The organism is Streptomyces sp. NPDC046915 (assembly GCF_040644935.1).
In the GTDB taxonomy this organism is placed as follows: domain Bacteria; phylum Actinomycetota; class Actinomycetes; order Streptomycetales; family Streptomycetaceae; genus Streptomyces.
The window spans coordinates 127,215-144,109 of sequence record NZ_JBEYXB010000023.1 but is presented as its reverse complement, the minus strand read 5'-3'; the positions used below and the strand labels follow the sequence as shown (position 1 = coordinate 144,109).

Here is a 16,895-nt window from a genome sequence, read left to right as displayed (position 1 = left end):
CCGGCATGTTCGCCGCCGTCAAGGGCGACGTCCTCACCGACAAGGACGCCCGCCTCGCCCCCACCCGCTACACCGACTGGCTCTCCTGATCCCCGCGTCCTGCGTGTCCAATCTGCAAACTGTCATGTTGCTGCTCCGCGTCGAAGGGCTGGATAGTTGCAGGCAAATGACGCGGGCGGTGTATCGCAAGACCGTCGCGGAGGTCCTGGCGCCCTCGGACGGGCCCATCCTCTACTGCGGCATGTCGATCGGTTTCGAGGACGGCACGGTGGCTTACGGCCGTACGGGGCGGGCACCGCTCGACGAGACGGTCACCTTCGCCCAGAGTTAGCCGGACGGCTCCTGGCTCGCCACGGTCCGAGGTGGCCGGGGCCGAAGCGTCCGTGCGCCGCGGACATCCGCGTACGCGTCGTCCAGTGCACCCTGGACGTGCCCAGCCGGGAAACCGGGCAGGCTTCCCGGCTCATCGACACGCCCATAAACACGGCCCTCGCGCCGGCTGTCGAGCCTGCGGCGCCTCCCCTCGCAGGGGACGCTACCGCGCTGACCGTGAGGCGGCGCTGCGGCCGTGACCGTCATCGGCAGGATGTGGGGTGATCGGTGCCAAAATGGTGCACGATGCCCTCATGTGCCAGCGGGCGCAGCGTCCCGTAGTCCGCGACGTTGTGGTTTGAGGGAGCGACGGTTGCGTGGACGACGCGGTCGATGTCCAGGATCGAGTGGGTCCCCTCCCCCCCATGAACTCCTCGTCCTGCCGCGGCTCCTCAAGGTCCCGGGAGGTCGCGTCGCCGCCGTAGAGTTCCTGGAAGACCTGCGCGTGCAGAGCCTCCAGGGACTTCTCGACGGTCCCTTAGTACGGCGTGTTAGTACGGCGCGACGTGCTCCCCGCCACTGGCACCCATCGTGCCGCTCCTTCCGGTGTGACATCTGCAAGATCGCTGCCACCCGAAGACCTTCTCCCCGACCCGGTGCAGCAGGATGTCGTCGATGACCACCGGGACCGGCGCGTCCACCGGCAGCAGCGCCTCGACGACCGCACGGGTCGGCCGCAGGCCGAGCCGGTCGGGATCCCAGGACGCCTGCGAGAAGAAGGTATGGGCCCTGCGATGCGGCCCCAGTCGTGACAGCCCCGCCCCGGTCAGCAGCAACGACGCCGGTAGCGTCATCCCCGGAACCATCAGCGGCCGTTCCTCACATCGAGGCCATGGATCAGCACCGCTGATGGTTCTTCACATCCAGCCCGACCGTTCACTCGTCAGCCCGGACTCACCCGGACGAGGGGCCTGCCGACCTCGTCCATGATCCCGATTCTCCGCAGTCTCGCGAGCGGGCCGGCTTCAACCGCCCCCGGTGCCATCCGAGGCACCCCCCGGAAGCCCGTTCGCGTACCGCCGACGCTGCACTGCCTGCTTCAGCGGTTGAACCGGGACTGCTGAGCCGGGATCAGGCATCACCCGCCTGTGGGGCGCTGAGTGTGTAGGTGGTTCCGACGCTGGTCTGCACCCATGCATCCGGGAGGGCTGCGGCGAGGGTGTGCTGGGCGCGCCAGCCGGTGCAGTGGCCGGGGACGATCAGCTCGGGTGCGAGTTCGGTGAGCGCGGCCACCGTCGGGCCGATGACCGGCTCGAAGGCGGGGCCGCTCAGGTGGAAGCCGCCGATGAGGGCCAGCAGTCTGCTGACGCCGGTCAGCCTCATGGCGTGGCGGATGATGTTGACCACTCCGGCGTGGCCGCACCCGGTGATGATGACAAGTCCCCGGCCGCGCACGTTGATGACGAGGGCCTGGTCGTCGATGACGGCGGGGTCGTGTCGCCAGCCGTTCCCGTCCCAGGCTTGGTGTGCCTGCGGCATGCCGTGCTCGAACTCGGTGACGCGGTCCACCTCGCCGGTGATCAGGATGCCGCCGGCCAGCAGCGACGGCTGCCGCCGCTCGATCACCTCGAACCCTTCGCGTTCCAGGGCACCCCGTGACAGTGTGGGCATCTCCAGCCCCTGGCCGCCGGGGAGTTGCAGGCGGCGACGGGTCCAGACCGCGGGGTGGAGGGTCAACGGCAGGCCGGGGCGCCCGCGCAGCCGGGCCAGGCCGTCGAAGCCGCCCGCGTGGTCGAAGTGTCCGTGGCTGAGCACGACGCCCTGTATGCCGCCGACATCGATACCAAGACGCTCGGCGTTCACCGCCAGCCCGTCCGGCGACGCGCCGGTATCGAACAGCAGCGTGCTGTTCGCGGTCCCGCTTTGGACGGTGACCAGGGCGGAGAAGCCGTGCTCGGCACGCAGCCCCGCGAGGGCCTCGCCGCCGGCGAACTGCCGCGCGGCGGTCCACCCGACGCCCACCGACGCCCGGGCGACGCCTTCGGCAGAGGCCAGCAGGGCGTCGAAGGTGTTGTCGACCATCGTCGTGACCCTGACCTCGTCGACCTCGGGCAGCGTCACCGGGTCAACAGCCGGTCCCTCCGCGACACGAGGCGCTGACCACGCCGCCTCGGCCGCCGGGTGCCCGTGATCGTCGCACATGCTAGAAAGCGCCTCCCCGCCGATACGAACGGCCAGGGAAGCAGATCCCGGTACAAGCCGCAGGCCCACAGCGGTCGCGCCGGCCGCAGGCGCCGCGCGGTGTCATGCTTCCACTCGGACGGGCGGTACGGCGGCGACCGGGTCGGTGACCGCCTTGGCGTCCAGGTCTCCGGCCGGAACGTCGAAGTACTCGACCAGCAGCTCAGGGAACGCGGCCAGGTCCGTGATCCCGCAGTCGGTGTGGTGCAGAACCGCATAGTGGTTGTCGACCGGGCCAGGGCCGCCCGTGCGGGCCTGCACGACCTTCGAGAGCATCCCCAGCGTCCGGAGTGTCGCGGTCGTGACCCGCCCTCCGACGTTCCGGATCACCGCTGCCTCGCCGAGCTTGAGCCCGAGTACGTCGGACGGGTCGACACGAGGGTCGACGCATCCGATGACCGTCAGGCTGCCGCTGGGCATGAGCTTGAGGTTGGCGAATGATCCGCCGTCGGCGAACCCGGCGTTCCGCTTGGCTAGCTCGTCCGTGTCGACCACTGTGCCGGTAACCCCATCCTGCTCTGAGCCTGGCCCCTGGTGACGCCGACAGCGACCTCCAGTTGGCGCCAATCCTGGCTCGCTGCCGCCTCTCATGCCACTCGACTTTGCGGCAAATCGCGATCGTGCAGGTCAACGCCTCGCGTGATTCGATACGGCGTGTCGCGCCGAGGCGTGATTCATACCTCAATACCTCGACTTGCACCTGCCGAGATGAGTCCATGAGCGCGGGTTCGGCCGGGTCGACCACGCCGGTGCTCTCGGTGATGTGGCTGTCGGCACGACCGCGGCTCCTCCGACACCAACATGGCCGACTACGAGGAAGACCACCTCGTCCCCTCGAACTCGGCAGCGCACCCCACACCCCCGGCAACCTGTGGCCCAAGCCCTACACCGGCTCCCAGACCGCACACTCCAAGGACGGAGTCGAGGCGAAACTGAAAAACGTCGTCTGCGCAGGGACATCCACACCACACGAGACGGATGTCCCGGTAGCCGTGACGAACTCGATTAGCTGCTCCCGCGAGGCGTCGGGACCGAGCGGGGCAGGTGCGACGTTGCCGTCCAGGCCGAACGGTGTCAGTGCTTCGACGACCCGTGGATCGGCGCGTGGTCGGTGCGTAGGTTTTGGGGGGGTCCCCCAGGCGGCCGGGCCGTGCGATCGCCGTTGTACCGTCTGAATTCGCCATCACGCCTTTACTCCCTCGCCGTCTGTTTTCCCGACGGCCCAGCGAGACCCCCCAGCCCGCCGAGGTGAATAGCATCGACAGCGAGGGCAGCGGCCGGCCTGCCGCTGGGGGGCATGGGAGGTGTTACGCGACCAAGGCTGAAGCAGCGCCCACGCCAGGAGACGGGGCACCATCCGCGCCCTGCTGCATGGGACCGAGCCCGTGGCCCGTGATGTTCCGACTTTCCGCCCCTGACAATGGCGGCATACCACGGGAAGGCTAGCGAGGTGCCGCGAGTACGTCCCGGAGTACGTTCTCGAGTGTGACGCGGGCCAGCTCGTGCCTCAGGGTCTCCTCGATGCCCTCGTAGATGCCCTGCATCGCCGGCTGAATGCCGTAACCCACCACGCATCCCTGGTCCGGGGTGGTGCGGTGCATCGCGAACAGCGGGCCGGGTTCCACTGCCTCGTACACGTCGAGCAGGGTCATCGACCCCAGCTCGCGCGCCAGCGACCATCCCGCGCCCACGCCTCGCCGGGACTCCACGAGCCCGGCCCTGCGCAGCTCGCCGAGCAGCCGCCTGATCACCACGGGGTTGGTGTTCGCGCTGGTCGCGATCTGCTCGGAGGTGGCGACCTCATGGCCCTGGCGCTGGTAGAGACCGATCCAGGCCAGCGCGTGGGCGGCAATGGTCAACCTGCTGTTGGCACTCATGAACCCCTCCTCTCGGCCGCAACGCTTTATGTTACGACAGCACAGTCGTAACAGCGAAGGTTGCAACAAGCTGTCGTAACAATTAACGTTGCGACTATCGGGAAGGGTCAATCAGCGAGGTGAGAAGAATGAGCAAGCCACTCACGGGCAAGGTCGCCCTGGTCACCGGGGGGTCGCGCGGACTGGGAGCCGCGACCGTACGACTGCTGGCCGAGCAGGGCGCCGACGTCGCCTTCACCTATGTCAGCTCCGAGAAGCAGGCGCAGGCTGTCGTCGACGAGGTGCGCGGCAAGGGAGCGAAGGCCGTCGCCTTCAAGTCCGACCAGGCGGACATGAGTCAGGCGCCGGCGCTGATTGAGAACGTGGTCGCACACTTCGGCGGCCTGGACATCCTCGTCAACAACGCGGCGATCTCGGTGGAGCAGGGCCGCACGGTGGACGACCCGGACGCCGACACCGCCGCGCTGGACCGGATGCACGCCACCAACTACCTCGGCGTGATCGCCGTCATCCGGGCCGCCTCCCGCGTGCTGCGCGCGGGAGGCCGCATCATCACGGTGAGTTCCGGACTGGGCTCCCGGGTCGGTGCCCCAGGCCTTGCCGACTACTCGGCGACCAAGTCAGGGATCGAGAGGTACACCATGGGGGTCGCACGGGACCTCGGGCCCCGGGACATCACGGCCAACGTCGTGGAAGCCGGACTGATGGAGGGCGGCATGGAAGGGCCGGACCCCGAGACTCTCAAGGCCCTGGTCAGCTCGCTGTCCCTGCAACGCATGGGTCACCCCGAAGAAATCGCCGCGGCGATCGCCTTTCTGGCGAGCCCCGCCGCGTCGTACGTCACGGGTGCGGTGCTTGACGCCCACGGTGGCTACAACGCCTGAACCGAAACGCCTGCCGCGCCCCGAAGGACATCGCGCCTTCGGGGCGCGCACCGCCGACGATCCGCGCGTGCGTGGACGGCTCCCACGTGCGCGCGAAAGAGGGGGAGCCGCGACTGGTCCGTCGCCGGCCGACCGGCGGAAGACGGGCAGCAAGCACCAGCTGATCCGCGACGGCAAGGGCACCACGCTGCACGTCATCACGACCGAGCACCCAATCCCTCGACCTCGTCCACGGCATCCCGCCCGTTGCCGGACGACCCGGCCGGCCTTGGCGGCGGCCGGAGTGCCTCCTGGGCGACACTGCGTACGACTCGAAGGCTGTGCGCGGTGAGCTGCGACGCCGCTGCATCCAGGCGGTGATCTCCCGCAAGGGCCCCCCGAACATCAAGGGCCTGGGCAAGCTCCGCTACGTCGTCGAGCAGACCTTCGCCCTGCTCCACCAGTTCAAACGCCTCGCGGTCCGCTGGGAACGACGTATCGAACTCCACGACGCCTTCGTCCCGTTGGCTTGCAGCCTCATCTGCTGGACACGCTTCAAGAAGACCGGATCGTGAACGCGTTGTGAGATCTAAGGAGAGCTGCTCCTGACGAACGATCCTCTCCGCGGACTGCCGCCCACGACCAGGGCAAGTCCGCAGAGTACGGGTCACACCAGCCCTTCGCCCTGCCCCTTCAAGTTGGCGCAGGCTGAGTAGCGCGCGGCGGTGTGCAGTTGGTACGTATTGTGTGGTGGTCGTTGTGCATCGGGTGCGCACCACCACCGTGTAGGCCGCAGCGCGGCCAGATCCGGTGCGCATGAGCTGGACATGGTTGCCGGACATGTCCGCGGCCTCGGCGAAATTCTCACCTGCCTCGCCGACTTTGCGTACCACCTGCTCCGGGATCAGAGTTCGGTTGTCCAGACCCCGACAGGATGCTTACTCGGTGGCAGCCACAACTGGGGCTGTGACTCCCGATGCCTGTCCTCGACCTGTTCTTCCCAGTGGAAGCGGCCATCCCCATCGGGCCACGCGACTTGCAGTACAGGGAAAGGGGGCCGTCGGTAGAACCCGATGGCCCGTCCGAAGAAGGTCCGGTACCAGCGGAGATCAACCTGCCTGAGCGCAACTTGATGACCGTCGACCACGTCAGGATGCCTCTGGCCGTCAGCCAGTACAGCGCCCTAATGGCAGAGGACACAGCGGCACTGGAACGGATCATCAGTCATATGCGGAGGCTACGAGGTGACCGTCCGAATCGCGCAGCCGGGGCTCGCGCGCACACTTTCAATCGAACGACATCGTCGCCCTCCGCGACCGCTCCCCAAGTTCTGTGTTAGAAACGAGTTTTGACACCACTTGCGTGCTTGCGGTGGGAGGTGGGAATGCTCTGCGCCCGACGGTCTGGACGACCTCCCGCTACTGCGGTGTGATGGCTTTGAGCCAGTCCTCGACGGCGACGACATCTGCCCACTGCGGGAACAGTTTTTCGGTGAGCATCTGGTGGACCTCGGGGTCGGTGTCGAGGCAGGCATCCGTCAGGACGGTGAGGCCGAAGTCCAGGTCGATGGCGTGCCACAGGGTGGACAGCACTACAGCGCTAGTGGCGATGCCGGTGAGAACAAGGCTGTCGATATCGCGAGCCCTGAGCACCAAGTCGAGGTCGCTGCCCGAGAATGCGCTCCCCCGCCTCTTGGTGACCACCACGTCGCCCTGCTGGGGCGCAACATCGTGATGAATCTCGGTGCCAGGCGCCCCCTCGGTGAACAAGCCGGCCCGCACGACGTTTGTCATCACTCTGTTGCGAGGGCTGACTTCCGGATCACCCGACCGTACCCCCATCACCACGTAGATCACGGTGATGCCGGCAGCCCGGGCGCCGTCGATCGCGCTGCGCAAGCGCCGCAGATATCCGGAACCGTCGTCGGCGATGGCCACGACGTCCCGTTGGACGTCCATCACGAGAAGTGCGCTGTTCGCCATGCTTGCCGTGCCTTCCTGTTGGAAACAAGAGCAAGTCTGGTGGCTCAATCGAGCCCCGGTGGAGGTTTTGGAGATCCTCAACAGCGTCGCGTCGCAGTGCGCCCCTGCCTGGTGTCGGTTCTCATCGACATTATCTTGCCCTCTGATCACCAAGTGCTGTCCAAACTCGGTGATAAGCGGCTCATCGCAGTAGAGGGTGTAGTCGGGGTCTGTCGGTTTTCGACGTCGCCGACACGGATTTCAGGCTCGGCCGCACTCCTGTCCGAGCGCGACGAGACGTGCGCCGCGGAACGAGCTATGCACCCTCGTTGTCACCGCGCAGGGAATGGATCATGCTCTGCAGGATCCGGAACGCGTCTGACTGCTCGGTCTCGGTCAGGCCGGCCAGCATTCTGGCCTCGACGGACCGGACGGCTGCGCTCGCCTTCTCGAGGCTTCGTCGGCCGCGAGGCGTGAGCCGCGTGGGAAGCGCCTTCCCGACGGGTGCCTCCGCAGGCCTGGTCACGTAGCCGTCTCGTTCCAGGGCCTGGAGTAGCACGTTCATCGTCTGCCGTGTCACGAACGCGCCCCGCGCGAGCTCGGAGTTCGACAAGCCCGGTCGCTGCGCCAGCAGTTCGAGGCAGGAGTAGTGCGTCACGCTCATCCCGAGCGGCCGCAGCACTTCCTCCATGGCCGCGCGGAGGGCGCTCGACGCTTCTTTGAGCTGGTAGCCCAGTGACGTCTCCAGGTCTACGCCGACATCTTCTTGACTCATGTCAGCATTCTGACATAGCTTGATGCATGTCAGAAAACTGACATGGAAAGAAGGAGCGTCATCATGCCCGCCACCGGCCCCGACTTCATCTCGTTCCAAGTGCGCGACCTCGACGCTTCGCAGGCGTTCTACGAGCAGTACCTGGGCCTCGTCCGCTCGCCGGCCGGACCTCCGCACGCCGTCGTCTTCGAGACGAAGCCGATCGCGTTCGCACTCCGCGACGTCATTCCCGGCACCAACCTCGCATCCGTCGCTCAGCCCGGCATCGGTGCCGCGATCTGGCTCCACGCCACCGACGTCCAGGCCATCCACGACGCGCTCGTCACCGACGGTCACACCATCGTCTCAGCACCGATCGACGGCCCCTTCGGTCGGACCTTCACCTTCGCCGACCCCGACGGCTACCAGGTCACGCTCCACGACCGCGCTTGACCGGTTCACCAGCCGGTGCACCGAAACCCACCCGGCCCAGCCCTGGCCGACCGCCCGGCTCGAGGAATCAGCGCCCCGCCGTCCATCACGACGTGGGACGCGTCCTCGCCACCGGGCAAGCAAGCCCACAGCCGCCCCACACACCACAAGGTGGGCACCAGCCACGGCGTATAGGCTAGAAACACCAGCTCAGTCGCCCGTTTTTCCGTCCGTGCGCTCTCGCAGGAAGTCGGCGTGTCCGTTGTGGCGGGCGTACTCCTGAATCAACTGCACGTAGAGCCAGCGCAGGCTGAGGGCAGCGCCGCGCGCGGACGTGAACGTCTCGTCGAGGTCATGTCCGGCTGCCGCCGCCTCGCACGAGGCGACCTCGGCCCGGAACCTCTCGAAGTCCCGTTCCGCGTTCGCCTCGTCGGCTCCCGCAATGCCCTCATCGCCGTCTCCCGGGTCAGTGAAGACATTTCCGATGTCCTCACCCGCGAAGCGCCGCCGGAACCAGGACCGCTCTACCTCCGCCATGTGACGCACCAGACCCAGCAAGGTGAGGTTCGACGGCTCCACAGTGGTCCGCGTCAGTTGCTCCGGCTCCAGCCCCGTGCACTTGGCCAGCAATGTCTCGCGATGCCAATTCAGCCAGCCTTCCAGCAGTTGCCGCTCGGGAACCGTGGCCAGATCACTGATCCGCGTCGTGCGCTCGATCTGCGGCGCTATCCATGTCATGCGCCCACCCTGGCCGACCAACTCACACGAAGACCAGGGACATACCCGTCGCTGACACTGAGGAGGCCAGGTTGCGCCCCACGTCAAACGACAAGCTTGGTAGGTGTTTTTCAGACGGGCCAGGGAAAGATGATCTTTATCCCGGAACAGGGTGTGCTGACTGCCGGGACTTGGTGAACTGGGTGGATGAAGATCCTGTCGCCCGGAGTCCTGCGGGCTCGTGAACGCTTCAATGCCACCCATCCGTGGGATCACGACGCCCATTACCACCGATGGATCCTGCGGCAGCTTCCGAGACGCTTTAACCGCGCCGTGGACGTCGGTTCCGGCAGCGGTGACCTATCAGGGCTCCTGGCCAAACGTGCCGCCACAGTCAAGGGAGTCGATTCCGATCCGGTGATCACCGCGCAGGCCCAGAAACTGACTCCAGCTGCGCTTCCCGTGACCTTCACCGTCATGGATGCGATATCCGAGTTCCCCGCCGGCTCCTACGACGTCATCACGTGCGTCGCCACGATCCATCACCGAGCCGATCAGCAACGCGGTCCGTCGGCGGGGTGACCGGTTTCGGGCTCAGGGTTGGCCCCGGGGACAGTGACGGTGACGGTGACGGTGCACGACGCCCGCCGGCAGCCCCCGCCCATAGACGCCCGCCAGGGTGAGAAACAGTCCGGCCACCAATGAGGACACAGCCGCAACCATCCACCAGTCCACGCCGTGCTCGCGCTCCACGACCGCCCCGAGGGCCGCCACGGCCACGGCGACGACCAGCCCGAAACGATGAGCACGGCGACGACGCTCCGGGCACGGCCCGTGTCGAATGGTTGCCGGTCGTGGCCAAGCGCCGCCCAGTCGTGTGCGGCCTCGCGCAGTTCGCGGCGGCGCTGTACGGCCGCGCCTGCCCGAAGGGCCACCGTGACAGCGGCACCGGCCACCGCCGCGCCGGAAGGTGTCCACCATTCTTCACAGACGAGCAGCAGTACCGCGACGACCCCGGTCGTGGCCCAGCCGCTGAGGCAGGCCGCTGCGGCTCTGCGCCGGGCCAGTGGCCGGTCGGCTCCCGCGCGCAGGTCGGCCAGCGCCGGCAGGTACCAGACACACCCGGCCACGCTCACCGCCGCGGCCCCCAGAGCGAGGACGGCCTGGGCCATGGTCTACCTCGCTGCTTCTTCGAGCGCGGCGATCTCCGGGTGGTGGAGGTCGAACGCGGGAGACTCGCTGCGGATGCGCGGCAGGGAGACGAAGTTGTGCCGCGGGGGCGGACAGGAGGTCGCCCACTCCAGCGAACGGCCGTAACCCCACGGGTCGTCGACCTCGACCGGCTTGCCGTACTTGGCCGTCTTCCAGACGTTGTAGAAGAACGGCAGGATCGACAGGCCGAGCAGGAACGAACCGATCGTCGAGACGGTGTTGAGGGCGGTGAAGCCGTCAGCCGCCAGGTAGTCGGCGTACCGGCGGGGCATGCCCTCGGCGCCCAGCCAGTGCTGGACCAGGAATGTGGTGTGGAAGCCGACCGTGAGCGTCCAGAACGTGATCTTGCCGAGGCGTTCGTCGAGCATCTTGCCGGTGAACTTGGGCCACCAGAAGTGGAATCCGGCGAACATCGCGTACACGACCGTACCGAAGACGGTGTAGTGGAAGTGGGCGACGACGAAGTACGAGTCCGAGAGGTGGAAGTCCATCGGCGGTGACGCCAGGATCACCCCGGTCAGGCCACCGAAGAGGAAGGTGATCAGGAAGCCGACGGTCCACAGCATCGGCGTCTCGAAGGACAACGAGCCTTTCCACATGGTGCCGATCCAGTTGAAGAACTTCACGCCGGTCGGCACCGCGATGAGGAACGTCATGAAGGAGAAGAAGGGCAGCAGCACACCGCCGGTGACGTACATGTGGTGCGCCCACACCGTCACGGACAGGCCGGCGATGGCGATGGTCGCGCCGATCAGGCCCATGTAGCCGAACATCGGCTTGCGGGCGAAGACCGGGATGACCTCGGAGACGATGCCGAAGAACGGCAGCGCCAGGATGTACACCTCGGGATGGCCGAAGAACCAGAACAGGTGCTGCCACAACAGCGCCCCGCCGTTGGCCGCGTCGAAAACGTGCGCACCGAACTTGCGGTCCATCTCCAGCGCGAACAGCGCCGCGGCCAGCACCGGGAAGACGATCAGGACCAGCAGGGCGGTGAGCAGCACGTTCCAGGTGAAGATCGGCATGCGGAACATCGTCATGCCGGGCGCGCGCATACAGATGATCGTGGTGATGAAGTTGACCGCGCCGAGGATCGAGCCGAAGCCGGACAGCGCCACGCCCATGATCCAGAGGTCGGCGCCCAGGCCCGGCGAGTGGACGGCGTCCGACAACGGGGCGTACAGGAACCAGCCGAAGTCCGCGGCGCCGCCCGGCGTGAGGAAGCCGAAGGCCGCGATCGACGAACCGAACAGGAACAGCCAGTAGGCCAGCATGTTCAGCCGCGGGAACGCCACGTCCGGGGCGCCGATCTGGAGCGGCATGATCCAGTTGGCGAAGCCGGTGAACAGCGGCATCGCGAACATCAGCAGCATGATCGAGCCGTGCATCGTGAACGCCTGGTTGAACTGCTCCTGCGACATGATCTCCAGGCCGGGCCTGGCCAGCTCCGCGCGCATCAGCAGCGCCAGCACACCGCCGACGATGAAGAACGCGAACGCGGTGACCAGGTACATCGTCCCGATCTTCTTGTGGTCGGTGGTCGTCAGCCACTCCGCCCACGACGGCCGGACGCCCCGTCCGGTCGTTCCTGGGGCCACGGTGACCCCGGCACTCGGCCGTGCGGTCCCCACCTTGTGTATCTGTGCCTGGTCCACCGGACGGTGTCCTCCCCTTCTGCCATGTCGACGACGCGCCGGGAAGTGCCGTGGTGCGGGTATGGACCTGGCCTCTTCCCGGCCGCCGCCTCATGATCGTCCGAGCGGTACCCGGGCGGGATAGGGCCGAACAGCCCCGGGACGGACGTCGGCTGGGGTCCAACGGCCTCTCTTCACGTCGCGCCGAGGGGGAACAGACGTGGATCAGGATGTCTCGGGGCGAACGAGCACGTCGTGGCCGGGGCGGCCGGCGAAGTAGTCCTCGATGTTGGCCACGGTGGTCCGGGCGATCTGCCCGACGGCGTCCCGGGTGAAATAGGCCTGGTGCGAGGTGATCAGGACGTTGCTGAAGGTCATCAGCCTCGCGAGGCGTTCGTCGGTCATCACCTCCAGCGACTTGTCCAGGAAGAAGACGCCGGCCTCCTCCTCGTACACGTCGAGGCCGACTCCGCTGAGCCGGCCCGCGCGCAGCGTCTCCAGCAGAGCGTCGGTGTCCACCAGTCCGCCGCGGCTGGAGTTGACCAGGACGGCGTCGTCCTTCATCAGCGCGAGGGCCTTGGCGTCGACGAGATGATGGGTCTCGGGCAGCAGTGGCACGTGCAGACTGACGAGGTCCGCCTCGGCGAACAGCCGCTCGCGGGGGACGTACTCCATACCGAGGGCGAGGCAGTCGGGGTTCTCCGCGACGTCCCAGCCCAGCAGCCGCATCCCGAACCCGTGGGCGATCCGGGCGAACGCGGCGCCGATCTTTCCGGTGCCCGCCACACCGGCCGTCCGGCCGCGCAGATCCCGGCCCATCAGCCCATCGAGCCGGAAGTCGAACTCACGGGTGCGGTGGGCGGCCCGGACGATCCGGCGGTTGACCGCCAGGGCCAGGGTCCAGGCGAACTCGGCGACCGAGTACGGCGAGTAGGACGAGACCCGGGCGACCGTGAGCCCGAGTTCCCTGGCGGCGGTCAGGTCGATGTTGTTGTAGCCGGTGGACCGCTGGGCGATCAGGCGGGTGCCGCCCGTGGCCAGCGATCGCAGCACTCCGGCGTCCAGGGTGTCGTTGACACTGCTGAGCACCACCTCGTGGCCCGCAGCGGTCGGGGCGGTGTCCCCGTCCAGGAACAGTCCCAGACACCGCAGCTCATGCCTGCCAGCGAACGCCTCGTCGAACGCTTCCCTCAGCAGCGGCTCCTCGTCCACGAGGACGCCGTACGCGACGATGTCCACCTGCTCTCCTCCCGTCGATCGGTTGATCACCCCACGGTAGGCCGGGAACGCGGAAGGGAAGAGGGCCGATTGGCTCCGGGGGTGGACCCGTCGTCCCAGGACACCGGTCGATCGTCTTGAGGGGGCGCGCTGAAGATGTTCTTCTCGAGGTACAGCGGGAAGAGGGATGCCTCGGGACAGGCCCCAGGTGGTCTGGGTGAGGTCGTCGGCGTGGCAGGAGAAGCAGTCCGCGACTTCCGCGATGCGCCCGGCGGCGAGGAGCCGCGCGGGTAGTTCGATCATCGTGCCGATCGGCAGGTGCAGGGGGTTTCCCTGTCTCGGCCGGGACTTCGGCGAGTACGCGCTCCGCCTCCTGTCCGGGCCAGACGCAGTTCCTCGACCGTTCCGACGAGAGGGATCATGATCGCGGCGTGCGGTCGGCCGCCCTCGCACAGCCAGTGGACGACGGCCTCGGCTGTCACGCGGACCTGCATGGCCATGAGGCCGGGGACGGACAGGCCGAGCCGGACGCCGCGCAGGCCCAGCATCGGGTTCTGCTCATTGCAGGCGGTCGACGGCATCGAGGAGTTCGCGGTCGTGGACGACTGGGTGGGGGGCGCTCGCCAGGCGGACGACCAGTTCCGCGCGTGGGGCAGAAACTCGTGCAGCGGCGGGTCGACGAGCCGGATGGTCACCGGCAACCCGTCCATGGCCCTGGGGATGCCGATACGAGCGACGAACTCGACATCGGCAACCCCAAGCACGCCCCAGAACCCCGGGGCTGGCCGCGACTCCGTCAGCAGCCTGCGGCAGCCCGCCGACCCGGCCCCACCAAGGGCTGCCATTCATCACCCCGAACAGGCTCGAACAGGCCGCGGAAACGACGAAGATCCAGTACACCCCCCTCTCGGTGGCAGACTCCGCGTCATGACGTACTTCTGGGTGAGCGACCAGGGTGACAAGTACCACGGCTGGGAAAGCTGCCGGGCCCTTGAAGCCGGGCAGGCCTCCGCCGATTCGCAGGAGGGCTACGAGCGGCGCAACGTGACGCGGTACGACAGCGAAGATGCCGCTCGGGCTGCTGCCTTGGAGCACGCCCGGTGCGAGGCTCGCGGATGCTTCGCCCGGGGGCGCGGTACGGGGCTCACCCGGCTGTCGGAGCAGGTCCTCAAGGATCTGGGTGATCCGAACTGGCCAGACCTGCCAGCCGAGGACTGAGATCTCAACGCTGTTTGGAACATGCTCCTCGTGCTGTGCCGTCCGTCTCCTGCAACAGAAAGCCCCGCCGGGCGTGACCGGTCCCTTGTTCATCGGAGGTCTTGCCGAACCCACGCGGACGAACCAAGGCCGCCCCCCGCGCCGCTCCGGAAGGGGGGTATCCAACTGGTCAGGGGCCGAGCGGCCCCACCCGCAAGGACGTCCAGCACCTGCTGCCGTACGCGCACGCGTTCGACGATGGGATCGCACCGCATCGAACAAGTTCCCAAGGAGCATCTGATGAAGGCAGCAGTCGTCCGGTCCTTCGGTGAACCGCTCGTGATCGAGGAGCGCCCGGTCCCGGAGCCCGGCCCCGGCCAGGTCCGCATCCGCCTGGAGGCTTCCGGGCTGTGCCACACCGACATCCACGCCGCGCACGGTGACTGGCCGGTCAAGCCGACCCCGCCGTTCGTCCCCGGGCACGAGGGCGTCGGTATCGTCGAGGCGCGGGGGGACGCCGTGACGCATCTGGCCGTCGGGCAGCGGGTGGCCGTGCCCTGGCTGGGCTGGGCCTGCGGGCGATGCGAGCACTGCCTGTCGGGCTGGGAGACACTGTGCGAGCAGCAGCAGAACACCGGCTACGGCGTGGACGGCGCGTACGCCGAAAAGATGCTCGCCCCGGCCGACTTCGCCGCGCCGGTCCCCGACGGCATCGACCCGCGCGACGCGGCCCCGCTGACCTGCGCCGGCGTCACCACGTACAAGGCGCTCAAGGTCGCCGGCGTCCGTCCGACCCAGCTGGTGGCGATCTCCGGCGTCGGCGGGCTCGGGCACCTGGCGGTGCAGTACGCCAAGATCGCCGGTGCGACCGTCGCAGCGATCGACGTCACCGACGACAAGCTCGAGCTGGCCCGGGAGCTCGGCGCAGACATCCTGATCGACGCCCGCAAGGAGGATGTGGCCGAGGTGCTCAAGCAGCACGGCGGCGCCCACGCGGCCCTCGCACTGGCCGTCAACGAGCAGGCGTTCACCGCCGTCTACGGCGGTCTGCGGCGCGGCGGCAAACTGGTCATGGTCGCTCTGCCCGCCGGCGGGACCATCCAGGTGCCGATCTTCGACACCGTCCTGAACGGCACCTCCGTGATCGGTTCGATCGTCGGCACCCGTCAGGACCTGGACGAGGTGTTCCAGCTGCACGCCACCGGACGTACCAAGGTGATCTACGAGACCCGGCCGCTGGAGACGGTCAACGAGTCCATCGCCGAGGTCCTGAACGGGCAGATCAAGGCCCGCATCGTTTTCGAGATCTGACCCGCCGGATCCAAGCACCGCCCCCGCACCGTGGGAGCGTCCGCCTGCGGCACCCGCACGGCGCGCACAGCACGGCGCGAGCGTTGCCCGTCACGTCTGTGGAGACTGGAACCCATGCAGAAACTCTCACTCGACGCACTCACCCGCGAGCACCTGGAACGCGCCACGGCCGCCTCCACCGGTCGCAGCGCCGCCACCGTCTACGGCGGCCACGAACACGTCCTGCGCCAGACCGTCCTCGCGCTGACCGCCGGCACGGCCCTCGCAGAGCACGAGAGCCCCGGCGAGGCAACCCTGCTGGTGCTACGCGGACGTGTGAAGCTCACCAGCGGCGACAACTCCTGGGAGGGCCGGACCGGCGACCTGATCACCATCCCCGGGGCCCGCCACGGTCTGGAGGCGATCGAAGACGCGGCGGTGCTGCTCACCGTCGCCAAACAGGGCTGACGCATCCCCCGCCGACGACGCCCGCACACCGAGGAGCACGCGGCAGCCGGGCAACGGCTGGGCGCCGACGCCGTCTTCCGCCCCGAGCTCCCGGCCCGTGAGCCCCGGCGATCTCGTGTTCACAGCGCCCGTCTCAGTGGTGCTGTGCGACTCGCCCCTTACGGCAGGACGTGAGACCGATCAGACCCGCTTGAAAGGTAGGCCCGACATGACCAGCGATGACACGCAGGCCACGCCCATGGTGAGGCTGCGCTCCGACGGCGCGGTGGACGAGGACACACTCGCCTACGCACGCACGAAGATCGACGCCGTGGTGGGCCGGCCGGGCCTGCCCGCAGTCAGCGGCGAGGTGCGGATCATGCGGGCGGCCGCCCACCACGCGGACCGCCCCTGGTCGGCCACCGCCGACCTGTACGTCGGCAAGCGGCAGGTGGTCGTCCTCGCCGAGGAGGCCACCGGCCACGAAGTCGTCGACCAGCTCCAGGACCGGCTGCGCCGCCAGACCGACAAGGCCGCCCACACCTGGGCCACCGGCCACCAGAAGACGCCACCGCCATGGCGCAGCGGCGATCGACGCCCAGCCTGACGTGACCTCTGGTGAGCGCAGGCCCGGTCGGCGGCGGTTCACCGACCGGGCCTAGGCTCTTCGGTGCGACTGCGCAATGCGGGTCACCGCGTTCCGTCTGCCGGAGTGTGGCTCTGCCGTTGCGCCGCGTCCG

Annotated in this window: 19 protein-coding genes and 4 pseudogenes; 11 read left to right on the top strand and 12 right to left on the bottom strand. The window is 68.0% G+C overall.

The window, feature by feature from the left end:
• Together ABZ915_RS40490 and ABZ915_RS40485 are read left to right on the top strand one after the other, a co-directional pair.
• A pseudogene (locus ABZ915_RS40490) lies at positions 1-89 on the top strand (LysR family transcriptional regulator); the annotation flags it as partial.
• A gap of 77 nt (positions 90-166) precedes the next feature.
• Positions 167-331 carry a hypothetical protein gene (locus tag ABZ915_RS40485; protein WP_361813871.1) on the top strand — a complete coding sequence of 55 codons (165 nt, stop codon included), beginning with the start codon at positions 167-169 and terminating at the stop codon, positions 329-331.
• Positions 332-863: 532 nt separating this feature from the next.
• On the opposite strand, the gene ABZ915_RS40480 is transcribed toward ABZ915_RS40485, so the two are convergent.
• The 4 genes from ABZ915_RS40480 to ABZ915_RS40465 all read right to left on the bottom strand — a co-directional run bounded on the left by ABZ915_RS40480 (position 864) and on the right by ABZ915_RS40465 (position 4,430).
• Entirely contained in the window at positions 864-1,166 is a 303-nt protein-coding gene (locus tag ABZ915_RS40480; RefSeq protein WP_361813869.1) for a transposase, read from the bottom strand.
• 277 nt (positions 1,167-1,443) lie between these two features.
• Positions 1,444-2,433, bottom strand: a complete 990-nt coding sequence (locus ABZ915_RS40475; protein ID WP_361813867.1) for an MBL fold metallo-hydrolase — start codon at positions 2,431-2,433, stop codon at positions 1,444-1,446.
• Between the two features lie 183 nt (positions 2,434-2,616).
• Positions 2,617-3,048, bottom strand: coding sequence for a carbonic anhydrase (locus ABZ915_RS40470; RefSeq protein WP_361813865.1), 432 nt, complete (start codon positions 3,046-3,048; stop codon positions 2,617-2,619).
• A 947-nt stretch (positions 3,049-3,995) separates the two neighbouring features.
• Positions 3,996-4,430, bottom strand: a complete 435-nt coding sequence (locus tag ABZ915_RS40465) for an Rrf2 family transcriptional regulator (RefSeq protein WP_014182561.1) — start codon at positions 4,428-4,430, stop codon at positions 3,996-3,998.
• 128 nt (positions 4,431-4,558) lie between these two features.
• Between ABZ915_RS40465 and ABZ915_RS40460 the strand changes: the two genes are divergently transcribed.
• On the top strand, positions 4,559-5,314 hold the full coding sequence (locus ABZ915_RS40460; protein ID WP_361813863.1) for an SDR family oxidoreductase: 756 nt from the start codon (positions 4,559-4,561) through the stop codon (positions 5,312-5,314).
• 227 nt (positions 5,315-5,541) lie between these two features.
• Positions 5,542-5,868: pseudogene (locus tag ABZ915_RS40455) on the top strand (IS5/IS1182 family transposase); the annotation flags it as partial.
• 329 nt (positions 5,869-6,197) lie between these two features.
• Here ABZ915_RS40455 and ABZ915_RS40450 read toward each other — a convergent pair.
• From ABZ915_RS40450 to ABZ915_RS40440, 3 genes are all read right to left on the bottom strand, one after another.
• On the bottom strand, positions 6,198-6,467 hold the full coding sequence (locus ABZ915_RS40450; protein WP_361813884.1) for a DUF4262 domain-containing protein: 270 nt from the start codon (positions 6,465-6,467) through the stop codon (positions 6,198-6,200).
• A 244-nt stretch (positions 6,468-6,711) separates the two neighbouring features.
• Positions 6,712-7,275 carry a cysteine hydrolase gene (locus ABZ915_RS40445; RefSeq protein ID WP_361813861.1) on the bottom strand — a complete coding sequence of 188 codons (564 nt, stop codon included), beginning with the start codon at positions 7,273-7,275 and terminating at the stop codon, positions 6,712-6,714.
• Between the two features lie 295 nt (positions 7,276-7,570).
• Positions 7,571-8,029: a MarR family transcriptional regulator gene (locus ABZ915_RS40440; protein ID WP_361813859.1), complete on the bottom strand. Its 459-nt coding sequence runs from the start codon at positions 8,027-8,029 to the stop codon at positions 7,571-7,573.
• A 63-nt stretch (positions 8,030-8,092) separates the two neighbouring features.
• On the opposite strand from ABZ915_RS40440, the gene ABZ915_RS40435 reads away from it, so the two are divergent.
• Together ABZ915_RS40435 and ABZ915_RS40430 are read left to right on the top strand one after the other, a co-directional pair.
• On the top strand, positions 8,093-8,461 hold the full coding sequence (locus ABZ915_RS40435; protein ID WP_361813857.1) for a VOC family protein: 369 nt from the start codon (positions 8,093-8,095) through the stop codon (positions 8,459-8,461).
• Positions 8,462-8,469: 8 nt separating this feature from the next.
• A pseudogene (locus tag ABZ915_RS40430) lies at positions 8,470-8,640 on the top strand (transposase); the annotation flags it as partial.
• A 10-nt stretch (positions 8,641-8,650) separates the two neighbouring features.
• Here ABZ915_RS40430 and ABZ915_RS40425 read toward each other — a convergent pair.
• Entirely contained in the window at positions 8,651-9,178 is a 528-nt protein-coding gene (locus tag ABZ915_RS40425; protein WP_361813855.1) for a DinB family protein, read from the bottom strand.
• A 186-nt stretch (positions 9,179-9,364) separates the two neighbouring features.
• On the opposite strand from ABZ915_RS40425, the gene ABZ915_RS40420 reads away from it, so the two are divergent.
• Entirely contained in the window at positions 9,365-9,739 is a 375-nt protein-coding gene (locus ABZ915_RS40420) for a class I SAM-dependent methyltransferase (RefSeq protein WP_361813853.1), read from the top strand.
• Positions 9,740-10,332: 593 nt separating this feature from the next.
• Here ABZ915_RS40420 and ctaD read toward each other — a convergent pair.
• From ctaD to ABZ915_RS40400, 4 genes and pseudogenes are all read right to left on the bottom strand, one after another.
• Positions 10,333-11,967 (bottom strand): cytochrome c oxidase subunit I, encoded by a 1,635-nt coding sequence (gene ctaD / locus ABZ915_RS40415; RefSeq protein WP_361813882.1) that lies wholly within the window; start codon positions 11,965-11,967, stop codon positions 10,333-10,335.
• Positions 11,968-12,228: 261 nt separating this feature from the next.
• Positions 12,229-13,242 carry a 2-hydroxyacid dehydrogenase gene (locus ABZ915_RS40410; protein ID WP_361813880.1) on the bottom strand — a complete coding sequence of 338 codons (1,014 nt, stop codon included), beginning with the start codon at positions 13,240-13,242 and terminating at the stop codon, positions 12,229-12,231.
• A 228-nt stretch (positions 13,243-13,470) separates the two neighbouring features.
• Positions 13,471-13,524, bottom strand: a pseudogene (locus ABZ915_RS40405) (hypothetical protein); the annotation flags it as partial.
• The gene (locus tag ABZ915_RS40400; RefSeq protein WP_361813851.1) at positions 13,521-13,985 is read right to left on the bottom strand and encodes a putative PEP-binding protein; all 465 of its coding nucleotides are present in this window, start codon (positions 13,983-13,985) and stop codon (positions 13,521-13,523) included. The pseudogene ABZ915_RS40405 and the gene ABZ915_RS40400, both read right to left, overlap by 4 nt.
• A gap of 163 nt (positions 13,986-14,148) precedes the next feature.
• Between ABZ915_RS40400 and ABZ915_RS40395 the strand changes: the two genes are divergently transcribed.
• The 4 genes from ABZ915_RS40395 to ABZ915_RS40380 all read left to right on the top strand — a co-directional run bounded on the left by ABZ915_RS40395 (position 14,149) and on the right by ABZ915_RS40380 (position 16,762).
• Positions 14,149-14,439, top strand: coding sequence for a hypothetical protein (locus ABZ915_RS40395; RefSeq protein WP_361813849.1), 291 nt, complete (start codon positions 14,149-14,151; stop codon positions 14,437-14,439).
• 279 nt (positions 14,440-14,718) lie between these two features.
• Positions 14,719-15,729 (top strand): alcohol dehydrogenase AdhP, encoded by a 1,011-nt coding sequence (adhP, locus tag ABZ915_RS40390; protein ID WP_361813847.1) that lies wholly within the window; start codon positions 14,719-14,721, stop codon positions 15,727-15,729.
• Between the two features lie 114 nt (positions 15,730-15,843).
• Positions 15,844-16,176, top strand: coding sequence for a cupin domain-containing protein (locus tag ABZ915_RS40385; protein ID WP_361813845.1), 333 nt, complete (start codon positions 15,844-15,846; stop codon positions 16,174-16,176).
• A gap of 208 nt (positions 16,177-16,384) precedes the next feature.
• Entirely contained in the window at positions 16,385-16,762 is a 378-nt protein-coding gene (locus ABZ915_RS40380) for a hypothetical protein (RefSeq protein ID WP_361813843.1), read from the top strand.
• Positions 16,763-16,895 lie beyond the last annotated feature (133 nt).